Below are 13,467 nucleotides of genomic sequence, written 5' to 3'. Positions count from 1 at the left end.
GAAAAGAAAGGATACGAAGATTATGAAAATTATCGTTCTTGTAAAACAGGTACCGGATTCTACTGAAATCCGTGTTGACAAAGTTACTGGTACATTGATTCGTGCCGGAGTTCCTAGTATCATCAATCCAGATGATCTGGCTGGTGTGGAAGCTGCACTGCAGCTGAAAGAAAAATACGGGGCAACTGTTACTATCATTTCCATGGGACCTCCTCAGGCTACGGGAATGCTGAAAGAATTATACGCTCGTGGAGTTGACGAATGTATCCTGATCACAGACCGCAAATTTGCTGGTGCTGATACATGTGCAACTTCCAGCACACTGGCTGCTGCATTGAACAAAACAGGCTACGACCTGATCATTGCAGGACGTCAGGCTATCGATGGGGATACTGCACAGGTTGGTCCGCAGACTGCTGAACGTCTGGGAATCCCTCAGGTTACCTACGTAGACGACATTATTGAACTTAGCGATACTGCTGTTACTGTTAGAAAATCACTGGAAGACAGTGAAGAGATCATTGAGGCGAAGCTGCCTTGTGTTCTGACAACCTTAAGTGGAATGAACGAGCCACGTTACATGAACTGTAACGATATCGTTGACTCCTTCTCTAAAGAAGTGAACGTTATGACATTTGATGATCTGGGAATCGATGAGAGCATCGTTGGTCTTGCAGGTTCTCCGACTAAGGTTCACGCTACATTCACCAAAGAAGTATCTGCTGAAACAGAAACATTCGATCTGCCAGCTGCAGAAGCTGCCAAACTGATTGCAAAGACACTGAAAGACAAGCAGATTATTACGAAATAGGAGGAGAAGGAACAATGGCTAAATTTGAAGGATATAAAGACATTTACGTATTCGTAGAACAGAAAAACGGCGAAGTTGCCAACGTTGGATACGAACTGATTTCCGAAGCTAGAAAACTGGTTGCATCCATTCCTCAGATGAACTTCCAGGTTGTCGGTGTACTGCTTGGACACAACATCAAAGACAAGGCGAATGACGTAATTGCACATGGTGCCGACAAGGTAATCGTTGTGGATGACGCGCTGCTGGAAGGATATTCCACACAGTTCTATGCGGATGCCCTGACACAGGTCATCAACAGCTTCAAGCCGGACAGCTTCCTGACAGGAGCTACGGTACTTGGTCGTGACCTTGCACCACGTGTTGCTGCACGTTTGAATGCCGGTCTGACTGCAGATGCTACCAAAATCGAAATCGATCAGGAAAAGGCAAAAGACGGAGAAGCGCTGCTGCTGGTTACCCGTCCTACATTCGGCGGAAACCTGTTTGGTACGATCGTATGTCCGGATACTCGTCCGCAGATGGCAACAATTCGTCCGAACGTATTCTCTATGGATGCAGTGGATGCTTCCAGAACCGGAGAGGTTGTAGAATTTACTCCGGAATGGACAGATACAGATCCAAAAGTAATCGTTAAAGAAGTGATCGCTAAAGTAGTAGAAGGCGTTGACATCACAAAGGCTGACATCCTGGTAGGTGCAGGTCGTGGTGCTGAAGACTGTCTGGATATGGTACAGGCAGTTGCTGAAGAACTGGGCGGAGAGCTGTGTGCTTCCCGTGCCGTAGTTGACGATGGATTTGCTGACAAGGCAATTCAGGTAGGACAGACCGGTAAGACCGTTCGTCCTAGTCTGTACATCGCATGTGGTATTTCCGGAGCATGCCAGCATGTTGCCGGTATGGAAAAATCCGATATGATTATCGCGATCAACCGTGACCCGCAGGCTGAAATCTTCAGCATTGCAAACATGGGCTTCATCGGTGATGTAAAAGAAATCCTTCCTCTGCTGAAGGATGAAATCATCGCTGCGAAAAAGGGATAATAAATACGTTTATACAAGAGGGTGGGAAACTACCCCTCTTGGTATACAAAAATAGTAAAGGAGATAATAAACATGAAAAAAGTTGGTGTAATTGGTGCCGGAACAATGGGCCAGGGTATTGCAAATGCATTTGCTTCCAATGGGTACGATGTAACCGTATGTGACATTAAAATCGAATGGGCACAGGGTGGAATCGACAAAATCGCTAAAAAACTGGACAAACTGGTTTCCAGAGAAAAAATGACGGCTGACAAGGCTGCAGAAGTAAAAGGAAATCTGAAGGCTGGAGAATACAAGGATCTGGCTGACTGCGATCTGATCGTGGAAGCTGTTCTTGAAAAAATGGAAGTTAAGAAAGAACTGTTCACAACACTGGATGAAATCTGTAAGGATTCCTGTATCTTTGGTTCTAACACATCTTCTTTATCCATTACCGAAATCGCTACCGGAATCAAGCACAATGTCATCGGTATGCACTTCTTCAACCCTGCTGACCGTATGAAGCTGGTTGAGGTTATTTCCGGAATCAACACGCCTGTTGAAACAAAGGAAGCTATTCTTGAAATCTCTAAATCCTTAGGAAAAACTCCTGTTGAAGTTGCAGAAGGTCCTGGATTTGTTGTAAACCGTATCCTGGTTCCGATGATCAACGAGGCTGCCTTCATTCTGCAGGAAGGAATTGCATCTGTTGAAGATATCGATATAGCTATGAAACTGGGGGCTAACCATCCGATGGGACCTCTGGCACTGGGTGATCTGATTGGTCTGGATATCGTGGAAGCTATCATGGATGTTCTTTACAATGAAACAAAAGACTCTAAATATCGCTGCTGTACGCTGATCCGCAAAATGGTTCGCGGAGGTAAGCTCGGTCAGAAATCCGGTATCGGATTCTACGACTACTCTAAATAATTCACGCATACAACACATGACGAGTGAATCTGTAATTTCACATGAAACCCATTGAAATTGTGGATTCACTTTTTTAAAAATGGAAAGGAAGATGAATACAATGGAAACAATTTTAGTAAACTATGAAGGACATGTAGCAACCATCACAATCAACCGTCCAAAAGCACTGAACGCATTAAGCACACAGGTTTTAACAGAGCTGAATCAGGCACTGGATGAAGTTGCGGCAAACAACGATGTATATGCACTGGTACTTACCGGAGCAGGAGAGAAATCCTTTGTTGCAGGTGCAGATATCGCTGAAATGAAGGATAAGAGCGTGGAAGAGGCTGCTGCTTATGGGAAATTCGGTAATGAGGTATTCCGTAAGATTGAAACGTTCCGCTGCCCTGTAATCGCTGCTGTAAACGGCTTCGCATTAGGCGGAGGCTGTGAGCTGGCAATGAGCTGCGACATTCGTGTGGCAAGTGAAAATGCAGTCTTCGGACAGCCGGAAGTTGGCTTGGGAATCACTCCGGGCTTTGGTGGAACACAGCGTCTGGCACGTCTTGTCGGTACCGGCATTGCGAAGGAAATGATTTATACAGCAAGAAACATCAAAGCAGAGCGTGCATACGCCATCGGTCTGGTAAATAACGTTGTCCCTGCCGAAGAACTGATGGCTGTTGTTATGAAGATGGCAAACGGTATCGCAAAGAATGCGCCAATCGCTGTTGCATACAGTAAAAAAGCAATCAACAACGGGCTGCAGACAGATATCGATGGTGGAATTGCAATCGAAGTGGAAGAATTCTCCAATTGTTTTGCGACAGAAGATCAGACCTATGGTATGACCTGCTTCCTGGAAAAAACGAAGGATAAAAAATTCTCTAACAAATAAGCAAGTAAATTCTTGAGCTTATTATTTCCGTAAACGCTTTCAGTTGTGGTACACTGGAAACAGGAGATAATACAAAGGAGGTAATCGATTTGAGTAAAGTAATAAGTATTGAACAGGCAGTTTCCATGATTCCGGATGGCGCTGCTATCGGAATTGGCGGTTTTATCGGATCCGGACATCCTCAGGAATTTTCTGTAGGCATCGAGGAATCCTTTCTCAAGAGCGGACATCCGAAGGATCTGACTATCATGTTTTCTGCCGGTATTGGTGATGGAACGGACCGTCTGGGTCTGAATAAGCTGGGACATGAGGGATTGCTGAAGCGTATCATTGGTGGTCACTGGGGGTTAATTCCAAAACTGCAGAAGCTGGTATTTGAAAACAAGGTAGAAGGCTACAACCTTCCCCTTGGTACCATTTCTTTGATGTTCCGTGATATTGCCGGACATCGTCCGGGTACGATTACAAAGGTCGGTCTGAAAACGTTCGTCGATCCTCGTATCGAAGGAGCGAAGATGAATGAACGCTCCAAGGAAGATCTTGTTGAGCTGATGCATATCGATGGGGAAGAGTGGCTGCGCTATAAATCCTTCCCGTTAAATGTGGCGCTGATTCGTGCCACGTATTGTGATGAGGACGGCAATGCTACCATGGAAAAGGAAGCAGCTACTCTGGACTCTCTTTCCATAGCCCAGGCTGCGAAGAATTCCGGTGGTATCGTGTTGCTGCAGGTGGAAAAGGTGGTACAGAACGGTACACTGGATCCAAGAAAAGTGAAAATTCCCGGAATTTATGTGGACGGTATCGTTGTTGCACGCCCGGAAAATCACTGGCAGACATATGCGAACCCGTATGATCCTGCATTGAGCGGAGAAGTGAAGGTTCCAGTAAATTCCATTGCACCGATGAAGCTGAATGAGCGCAAGGTCATCTGCCGTCGTGCGGCTATGGAGCTGGATCCTGCAGCTATTATCAATCTTGGTATCGGTATGCCGGAGGGAATTGCCAATGTTGCAAATGAAGAGGGACTTCCAGGCTTGAAGCTGACGGTGGAAGCTGGAGGAATCGGCGGTGTACCGAATGCAGGAACTGCGTTTGGTACCTGTACAAATCCGGATGCCATCATCGATCAGCCGTATCAGTTTGACTTCTATGACGGAGGCGGACTGGATCAGGCATTCCTGGGACTTGCGGAATGCGACTGCTCCGGTAACATCAACGTCAGCCGTTTCGGACCGAAAATTGCAGGCTGCGGCGGGTTTATCAATATTACACAGACTTCACCGGTCGTTGTGTACTGCGGTACCTTTACTGCAGGCGGACTCAAGGTTGAGGTCAAGGACGGTAAGCTGCATATTCTGCAGGAGGGAAGAATCAAGAAGTTCAAACAGGAAGTGGAACAGATTACCTTCTCTGCAGATTTCGCAACCGAAACAGGACAGAAGGTTCTGTACGTTACAGAGCGTGCGGTATTCGAGCTGCTGGACGGTAAGCTGACATTAACGGAAATCGCACCTGGTGTTGATCTGGAAAAGGATGTTCTGGGACAGATGGAATTCAAGCCTGCTGTCGCTGATAATCTGAAAACTATGGATGAGCGTCTGTTCCGTGAAGAATTGATCGGATTAAAGGCATAAATTGAATAAAGAAAAGGGATGTAATTCCCTTTTTTTCCATTTTTCTGCCAAAAATTCCAAAACACTTTACATTATTGCTGTATTTTATATAATAAGGGTGGTTAAAGATTATCACACTTGATGAAAGTGATGATATAGAGCTCATGCAGAGGAGGCAGTGGAGACCATTGGTCAAGGAGATTGCTTCTCAGGCTGACTCAGCCATTGTATTGTCTGGCATAGCATTGTGTTGGAATGATAAGGTAGCTTGTAGTGAGTAGCATTAGCATGTAGAAGTCTCAATGGTAGTAGAAATAATCACAGACAATACAGGGCAAACGATGGGCGGTACGGACGATGAGATTCCGGCCGCCTTTTCGTTTCCTTTTCTTTCAGCCTGTATTATAATGGTAGAGTGAAAAAGAAATGAGGAATGCATATGTATAGTTTTCGTAATGATTATAGTGAGGGGGCCCATCCTGTTATCATGGAGCGCCTGCTGGAACTGAATCAATGCCAGAATGTCGGGTATGGTGAGGATGCGCTTTGCGAACAGGCGAAGCGGCAGCTGAAGGCGAAGCTGCACTGTGAGGATTGTGATATACATTTTTTAGTCGGCGGAACCCAGGCCAATCTGACGGTGATTGCGGGTGCTCTTCGTCCGTATGAGGCAGTGATTGCTGTGGACAGCGGACATATCAATGTTCACGAAACAGGTGCTGTGGAAGCGACAGGTCACAAGGTGCTGATTGCTGAAGGTGTCGATGGTAAAATCACACCGCAGGGAATCCGTAAAACGGTACTTAGCCATGAGGATGAGCATATGGTAAAGCCGGCAATGGTCTATATTTCGAACGCAACGGAAATCGGTACCATCTATCACAAAGAGGAATTGAAGCAGATTGCGGAAGTTTGCAGAGAATTCGGTCTGTATCTGTTTATGGACGGTGCCCGCATGGGAGCTGCTCTGGCAGCAAAGGACAATGATGTATCCTTTAACGATTTATGTACATACTGTGACGTTTTCTATCTTGGCGGGACTAAGAACGGTGCTCTCTTCGGAGAGGCGGTTATCATTGTAAATGATAAATTGAAAAAAGACTTCCGCTATATGATCAAACAGCGAGGCGGCATGCTTGCCAAGGGTTGGCTGCTGGGTGTACAGTTTGCGGCATTGTTTGAAAGAAACCGCTATATTGAAATCGCAGCACATGCAAACCGGATGGCTCAGAAGCTGCAGGATGCCATGGAGGCATCTGGGCTGCCGTTTCTTATAAAGACAACGACAAATCAAATATTTCCAGTCCTGCCCAACCTGCTGATTGAAGAGCTGCAGAAGGAATATGCGTTTCAGGTCTGGGAAACAATGGATGAAGAACATACGGCAATGCGCTTTGTGACATCCTGGGCAACTGAGGAAAAGGAAGTGGATCGATTTATTGAATATCTAAACAGTCTTCTTCAACGGATGCGGGAAAGCGGACAGGAATCTGAGAGATAGAAATGTGTTTTTAAAAGCAATCGTAAGGAAAAAACAGAAATAAGAAGTAATCACAAAACACCTTGATTACGGTACTAGAAAAATGGGATGGCTGCATGATTATGCGGTAGGAAAATAAACAGTGGAAGCGAGATACCTGCATGATGCCGGAGAATTGTAAAGCTGTAACATAGGAAAAAAGAAATACAAATCCTGAATTTTATTAGGAACTGTATTTCTTTTATTATGATCTTTATAAATCTGAAAGCGAAGAAAAGCAAAATGAAATCCTTTTGATTTTATTTTTAATGATTTGAAGACTGCGGTATGCTTTATTTATTTGCCTGTTCGCTTGATGTTTCTCTTCATAGCATTGCACTGCAGCTGCCGATTCAGCTTTCCAAAGCTAATGCATCTGCTGGAATCCATCCCATCAGACCCTGCTTTTTCACTAATACAGCATTCCTTGTTTGAGAAACGATTTTTACGAGATTTCCACACCTTGCCGGTATCTGGTAATTGGTGAAGTCACAGGCGTGCAGCTCCTTACCTTTGTAAAATAAAAATTCCTTTGCGATGTGCATTACTTTGCCGCTGGCTTCATGCCGGCAAAGGCAGCATGCACCTTCATCACGCAGCATATGTACCTGTCCTTCATGCCAGGTGATAAAAAAGGGCGTCCTGTTGACAGGGAGAATATCTCTTGTTATCCGTGCTTTTTTCAGATGATCACTGCATGCGAACTGAAATCTGCCCTGCTCATAGATCAATGCATTCAGTTGTCCAGCTGACTTCACTTCATTTCCTCCGTCGATGGATATAATATGGCGGCGTGTGTCAATGATGGGATTGAAGCAGCAGATATCCTTCCGATATTCGCTAACCGGAAGGTGCCCGACAACAATGTATTTATGAAAGCTGCCGGCCTCCTTCATAAACAGATCCTGTACCATGATATCACGCATATCATGGCCATAGGTTTTCTCATCCCGTATGCCTGCGTGGGCAAAGATAAAGCGCTCGGTTTCAATCACATGGGGAAGTCCGTCGATAAAGGTCAATTCCCTGAGAAATACTTTTCGCAGCTCCCTGCTGAGAGCAGCCATATCTGTCTCTTTGTCTATGCGCTGACCGACACGCTGTGCCATTTCATGCAGAATGCTGTTTGGACGATTCAACAGGATGTTCTGCAGAAATTCCAGACGGGTATCATAGAGCACATTGCGGCATACCACATCACAGTTTCCAATCATGGGATGTACGTGCGGGTGTCTGGAAAGCTCCATGATATAATACAGTGTTTCCAGATTATAGGGTCCCTTCTCCAATAGATCACCAACGAGAAACAGCGCATCCTTTTCCGGATCAAAGGCGATTTTACGTAACAGCTTTTTAAATACCGGAAGATTGCCATGAATATCACTAATGGCGATGATTCTTCTGCTATCAGACAGAACAGAATACGAATGAATGGAACGATCAAACATAGGCAGCCTCCTTTATCTCTGGCTCAATTATAGAGAATTTCCTTGTATCATGCAAGAAAAACGTTGTAAACTTCTACATTCTGCGCTATCCTATAACCAGGAAAGACACAAGTCTAGGATATGTTGCTTGGTGAATAAACAGCCGAATAGCATGCTTTTTAAAATATGTCATATTTCTGATTGCGGTAAAGAAGAGGCAAGCGCATAGCATCTTTTTGTGAGTATTGAATGAGGGATATACTCCATGTATAGGAGTACTGGGACAGTACCTGCAGGAAATATGAAGAAGGTAGTGATGTTCCCGGATAAACTCAGGGACTGAAGGCAGATAGGATGTAATTTCCCATCGGTATGGATACTGCAATTAAGGAGGTAAAGCAGGCTGCTGTTTTCTGTGAAGTGAAAAAAACTGGAATGTGTTACTATATTTTGCATGGATATGAGGTGATTCTATGGATTTACGAGGCTTCCTAGTGCGCTGTCATCGGCTGCAGAGGAATTATTCACAGGAGGGTCTGTGTCGTGGCATTTGTGCAGTTTCTTATCTCAGTAAGCTGGAGCAGGGGAAGGTACAGGCTGCGGATGAAATTTATCAGGCACTGTTTCACAGGCTGGGAATCGTGTTTCAGGAAAATGAAAAATGGCTTGCTGTTTGGAAGGAAAAGCTTCAGGAGCTGGCGTCATCTTGGTTTTATGGAGAACAACGCGAAGCGTTTGAGCTGGAAAAGCAGATGGAGAACCTTTTGAACTCTCCCCTCTGTGTTGATGCGCTGCTCATCAAAGCACTGTATACGAAGGAGCATGCGGATAAGCCGCTGGCCTCTGCGTCTGTTTTTCTTCCATATATGCAGGATGCACAGCGGTTCTTGTATCATTTTCTATGTGCGGGACAGGCACTTCAAAGCAGGGAGGAACAAACTCTTTCAGCGATACTTGCCCAGCTGCAGGAAGCACAGAAATATGGAGGGTGGAGTATTTTATATCAGATGAAGGGAGATGTGTATGTGCTTATGGGGGACTATTCTCAGGCGCTGCATCACCATCTGAAGGCCTATGACCTTGCATGTGAGGAAGGCTTTCTGCCCTGTATGATCGATGCGTCCATGCATATTGCAAACTGCTATTCCGCTATGCATGCAGAAGGTGTCATGCTGATGTATTACGAACGCTGTGAGCATCTTTGCCGCAGCAGCAAAAACAAGCAGATGCAGGCCCATGTGTGGTATAATATCGGATCCACATATCAGCAGTGGGGTGATTTCCAAAAGGCGCTGCCACTGCTTCTAAAGGCCTATCAGATACTGGATGACACCTTTCTATGCTGTCATAAGCTGGCGCTTTTATATGAACAGCTGAATCAGAAAAAGGAGGGCCTTCGCTATGTACAGGAGATGGAGAGGTAGCTGGATTCACATGGGGCAGACGGTCGCAGGGAAATCGTGCAGTTTGTAAGATACCGCTATGGAACTGCCGTGGATGCAGAGGTCTATATCGACTGCCTGTATACGCTCTGTGACACTTCCCGTTATTTCCATGGCTTCTGTCAGTTTCATCTGTCCTACCTCATTGCTGCGTTAAAGAAGAAGCGCAGGTACAAGGAGGTCATGAAGCTGATGGAGGAAACGAAATTTTCCTGAACAAGCTAATTTATGATGGCTTAACCCTGATATTTGGACACTATTTTCCCAAATACAGGGTATTTTTTATATTCGTATCATACGGTATACTAAACGCAGGAGATGATACCTATGAAAAAGACCCTATGGTCACATGATTTTATAATTATAACACTGGGGACACTGATCAGTGCAATCGGTTCTACCGCTATGAGCTTTGCACTGTCGCTTGTGGTATTCGACCATACCTCATCAACCCTTATGACCGGAATCTTCACTGCGATATCCCTGATGCCGACGGTTCTGATTCCCATTCTGGCAGCACCGCTGGTCGATGGATGCTGCAGAAAGCGCTTGATTGTTATGCTGGATAGTGGAAATGGCATTCTGTATCTGCTGTTTGCCGCCTTTCTGCTTATGCAGGAATTTTCTTATGCGGGCTATCTGATATTTTCCCTGCTTACCGCATCCTTTGGAGCCATTTATTCTCTGGCATATTCCTCCCTGTATCCTGATCTGATTCCCAAGGGCTTTGCGCAGAAGGGCTATTCCGTATCCTCCTTGATTTATCCCAGTGTGACAGCGTTATTCACACCGGTTGCATCCCTGCTGTATGTACATCTGGGGATTGCCTGGATCTGTGCGATGGAGGGAATTCTGTTGCTGACAGCAGCTCTGTTTGAAGCGCGCATACGCTATCAGGAAACAATCGGAAAGCGGGTGTTTACCTTGCAGAAATATAAAGGAGATTTAATGGATGGCTTTCGTTATTTGAAAAAAGAAAAGGGAATCCGTTCCATTTACGGCTACATGGCGGTAACCAATGCTTCGGCAGAGGGGATCAATCTGGTGACCATGGCGATGTTTCAATCATCTCCCATACTCACAACGACGATGTATGCGTTTCTGACAACAGCGGATACCATTGGACGCATGGCTGGCGGTCTGATGCATTACGTCCTGCATATTCCGGCGAAGAAACGCTACCGGGTTGCTGTCAGTGTCTATGCGGTTTATGAATCCCTGGATATGGTTTTCCTGTTTCTTCCTTATCCGCTCATGGTTGTCAATCGGTTTACCTGCGGCTTTCTGGGCATCAATTCCCTGAATATACGGGAGGCCAGTACACAAAACTATTTGCCCTCTCACATGCGGGCAAGGGTGAATGCGTTGTTTCAGGTGCTGGTTGCCCTCATTATGATGGCTTCCAGATTCAGCGCAGGTGTAATTGCACAATACGTATCCTACCCGTTGACGGCACTGCTGTTTGCTTCGTTTTCGATGCTTGCTATCTTCCTGCTGATTATCCGCAACAGGAAGCAGGTTTCAAAAATCTATAATCAGGAGCTATGAGATGTGCATGTGCAGTGCTATAATGGATACGAGGAGGGATCTTTATGCTGAAGGATCTGTTATTGAAAAACCGAAGCTATCGGGGATATGATGAAACAAGAGCGGTTACCAGGGAAGAGCTGGTCGATCTGGTAGAGCATGCCAGACTGACACCGTCCAGCGTTAATAAACAGGCGCTGAAATACTATCTGGCATGTGAGAGGGAAAAGACGAATCAGATTCAGCCCTTAACCGCGTGGGCAAAAGCCCTAAAGAAAGAGGTGCCGTATGAGGGACATTGTCCCAGAGCCTTTATTGTAATCTGTCAGGATACTGCCATTTCAACTGCACTGGAGGCTTATCAGAAGGATGTCGGCATTGTCGCTCAGACGATGCTGCTGCGTGCTGCTGAGTTGGGGCTTGGCGGCTGTATGATCGGCAGCTTTCAAAAGAATGCGCTGCATGAGGTGCTGAAGCTGAGCGAAAATCTCGTGCCGCTGCTGGTTGTGGCTATTGGAAAACCGGACGAAACGATTGTACTTGAGGATGTAAATGTACAGGGAGATACGACATATTACCGGGATGCACAGGATGTGCATCATGTTCCCAAGCGAACAACCAGGGAGCTGATCATCAATGGAGAATAGCGGATGCTGCGGGATTATCAAGTGAATGATCTGTCACAGATGTGTCGCATATGGAATGCTGTAGTCGCCCAGGGAAATGTTTTCCTCAGCTGGAGCAGCTGGATGAGCAAAGCGGCGATGTCTTTTTTTCCTCGCAGAGCAAAACGCGTGTCTGCATCGATGAGGATACTGTGGTGGGGCTGTATATCCTGCATCCGAATAATGTCGGCCGGTGCGGACATATATGCAATGCCAGCTTTGCTGTGAATCAGAAGCAAAGAGGAAAGCATATCGGCAAAGCGCTGGTGCTGGACTGTATGAAGACCGCAAGAAGTTTAGGCTTTCGCATTCTGCAATTTAACGCAGTCGTAGAGAGCAATGCTTCCGCACGGCATTTGTATGAGAGTCTGGGATTTCATTCTCTGGGCACGATACCGGGCGGCTTTTTGCAGAGCGATGGAGCATATGTGAATATCGTACCCTATTATATTTCCCTGACGGAGTAGTATGCGGACAACCTTTCCCAAAACTCATCTGATTATTCCAGAAGTATGTACATCCGCATATCCTATGGTATGATATAGATAGGGAAAGGAGGGGACGGCAATGTCAGGACGTAAGAAAATCGTGATGACAAAGGCTGTCAGAGAGCGGCTGCAGAAGGATATTGCATACGGAAATGATATGCAGGCATATTGGAACCGGTATCGCAGAGATTTTCTGATTCTGCTGGCTGTGCTCCTCTTGATTATGCTCGTTTTGGTGATTGCGAATATTCTGCTGTGAATACAGAAAAAGCGGATTTCAAATGTCCGCTTTTTTATTCGGTAAACAGCCATGTCAGGACGGTATCCAGCTCCTGTTCCCAGCTTTCCTCATTATGCCGTCCCTTGAAAACGAGGTTGGGATATACCTTTGCCTCCTTCTCCTCAAGACAGCGCATCAGCTCGAGTATTCTGCCACTGGCAAGCGCCAGCTGCTGCTTGGTGCGAAATTCATCACTCCCCCATGAGATATAAATTTTATGAGAACGCAGCTTGGGACAGGCCCGGATTTCAGTTAGAAGCTCATCCTTTAAACGATAAATGAAAGGGGAGAGGACTGCCGCCTTACTGTAAATATCACAGTGATGGACAACCGCATACAGTGCCATCAAACCACCCATAGAGCTTCCACCGATGGCTGTGTGGTGTTTTCCTGGCAATGTTCGATAGGCATGATCGATCCACCGCTTGAGGTCGCTGCTCATCCACTCCATCAGCTCTTTCCCCTGTCCGTGAATAAAGCCAACCGTCGCATCACTGAAATCATAGGGAGAAAATTCCTCCAGCCGGCGATTTCCCTCGTGATTGCATTCCACACCGACAACGATGAGAGGCATCGTATGCTCATCCAGCCATCGCTTTAACCCCCAGCTTCTGCCAAATGTCGCATCCTCATCATAAAACAGGTTGTGCCCGTCAAACATATACAGGACAGGGTAATGTCTTGTTTCCTTCTCATAATCCTCCGGCAGATAGATATGCAGCATTCTCATATCCTGAAAGCAGGGGATATAAATATCTCGTTTCTCAATCATACCATCACCTCATGGTCAGTATTATAGCACAAAAATGATGTCAGATGATGTTGGGTTTGTTATAATTGGGATAGAAAGGGGAGCG

General features: G+C 45.8%; 13 protein-coding genes and 1 pseudogene. 12 read left to right on the top strand and 2 right to left on the bottom strand.

Annotated features, from left to right (window positions below):
* Positions 1-22 precede the first annotated feature (22 nt).
* The 6 genes from ACG3M1_RS13665 to ACG3M1_RS13640 all read left to right on the top strand — a co-directional run bounded on the left by ACG3M1_RS13665 (position 23) and on the right by ACG3M1_RS13640 (position 6,763).
* Complete coding sequence (locus ACG3M1_RS13665; RefSeq protein ID WP_002611450.1) at positions 23-811, top strand: electron transfer flavoprotein subunit beta/FixA family protein; 789 nt, start codon at positions 23-25, stop codon at positions 809-811.
* Positions 812-825: 14 nt separating this feature from the next.
* The gene (locus ACG3M1_RS13660; protein WP_008819293.1) at positions 826-1,854 is read left to right on the top strand and encodes an electron transfer flavoprotein subunit alpha/FixB family protein; all 1,029 of its coding nucleotides are present in this window, start codon (positions 826-828) and stop codon (positions 1,852-1,854) included.
* A 72-nt stretch (positions 1,855-1,926) separates the two neighbouring features.
* A complete protein-coding gene (locus ACG3M1_RS13655; RefSeq protein ID WP_008819292.1) occupies positions 1,927-2,766 on the top strand; it encodes a 3-hydroxyacyl-CoA dehydrogenase family protein in 840 nt (279 codons plus the stop codon).
* 100 nt (positions 2,767-2,866) lie between these two features.
* Positions 2,867-3,646 carry a short-chain-enoyl-CoA hydratase gene (locus ACG3M1_RS13650; protein ID WP_008819291.1) on the top strand — a complete coding sequence of 260 codons (780 nt, stop codon included), beginning with the start codon at positions 2,867-2,869 and terminating at the stop codon, positions 3,644-3,646.
* An 89-nt stretch (positions 3,647-3,735) separates the two neighbouring features.
* Positions 3,736-5,283: an acyl CoA:acetate/3-ketoacid CoA transferase gene (locus ACG3M1_RS13645; RefSeq protein ID WP_008819290.1), complete on the top strand. Its 1,548-nt coding sequence runs from the start codon at positions 3,736-3,738 to the stop codon at positions 5,281-5,283.
* Positions 5,284-5,701: 418 nt separating this feature from the next.
* Positions 5,702-6,763: a threonine aldolase family protein gene (locus ACG3M1_RS13640; RefSeq protein WP_008817079.1), complete on the top strand. Its 1,062-nt coding sequence runs from the start codon at positions 5,702-5,704 to the stop codon at positions 6,761-6,763.
* Positions 6,764-7,134: 371 nt separating this feature from the next.
* Here the strand turns inward: ACG3M1_RS13640 and ACG3M1_RS13635 are convergent, their stop codons facing one another.
* A complete protein-coding gene (locus ACG3M1_RS13635) occupies positions 7,135-8,229 on the bottom strand; it encodes a metallophosphoesterase (protein ID WP_008817080.1) in 1,095 nt (364 codons plus the stop codon).
* A gap of 452 nt (positions 8,230-8,681) precedes the next feature.
* On the opposite strand from ACG3M1_RS13635, the gene ACG3M1_RS13630 reads away from it, so the two are divergent.
* From ACG3M1_RS13630 to ACG3M1_RS13605, 6 genes and pseudogenes are all read left to right on the top strand, one after another.
* Complete coding sequence (locus ACG3M1_RS13630) at positions 8,682-9,632, top strand: XRE family transcriptional regulator (RefSeq protein ID WP_395814256.1); 951 nt, start codon at positions 8,682-8,684, stop codon at positions 9,630-9,632.
* 36 nt (positions 9,633-9,668) lie between these two features.
* Complete coding sequence (locus ACG3M1_RS13625) at positions 9,669-9,866, top strand: hypothetical protein (protein ID WP_224727327.1); 198 nt, start codon at positions 9,669-9,671, stop codon at positions 9,864-9,866.
* A 111-nt stretch (positions 9,867-9,977) separates the two neighbouring features.
* A complete protein-coding gene (locus ACG3M1_RS13620) occupies positions 9,978-11,198 on the top strand; it encodes an MFS transporter (RefSeq protein ID WP_022300582.1) in 1,221 nt (406 codons plus the stop codon).
* 44 nt (positions 11,199-11,242) lie between these two features.
* Positions 11,243-11,824: a nitroreductase family protein gene (locus ACG3M1_RS13615; RefSeq protein WP_008817083.1), complete on the top strand. Its 582-nt coding sequence runs from the start codon at positions 11,243-11,245 to the stop codon at positions 11,822-11,824.
* Between the two features lie 3 nt (positions 11,825-11,827).
* A pseudogene (locus ACG3M1_RS13610) lies at positions 11,828-12,309 on the top strand (GNAT family N-acetyltransferase).
* A gap of 100 nt (positions 12,310-12,409) precedes the next feature.
* Entirely contained in the window at positions 12,410-12,589 is a 180-nt protein-coding gene (locus ACG3M1_RS13605) for a hypothetical protein (RefSeq protein WP_002611429.1), read from the top strand.
* A 34-nt stretch (positions 12,590-12,623) separates the two neighbouring features.
* Here ACG3M1_RS13605 and ACG3M1_RS13600 read toward each other — a convergent pair whose 3' ends face one another.
* Positions 12,624-13,382, bottom strand: a complete 759-nt coding sequence (locus ACG3M1_RS13600; RefSeq protein WP_008817085.1) for an alpha/beta hydrolase — start codon at positions 13,380-13,382, stop codon at positions 12,624-12,626.
* Between the last annotated feature and the right edge of the window lie 85 nt (positions 13,383-13,467).

Source organism: Clostridium sp. 10cd* (assembly GCF_044336395.1).
Taxonomy (GTDB): Bacteria; Bacillota_I; Bacilli_A; order Erysipelotrichales; family Erysipelotrichaceae; genus Clostridium_AQ; species Clostridium_AQ innocuum.
Note: the sequence above shows the minus strand (reverse complement) of the source record. Positions and strands in the feature narration are given on the sequence as shown.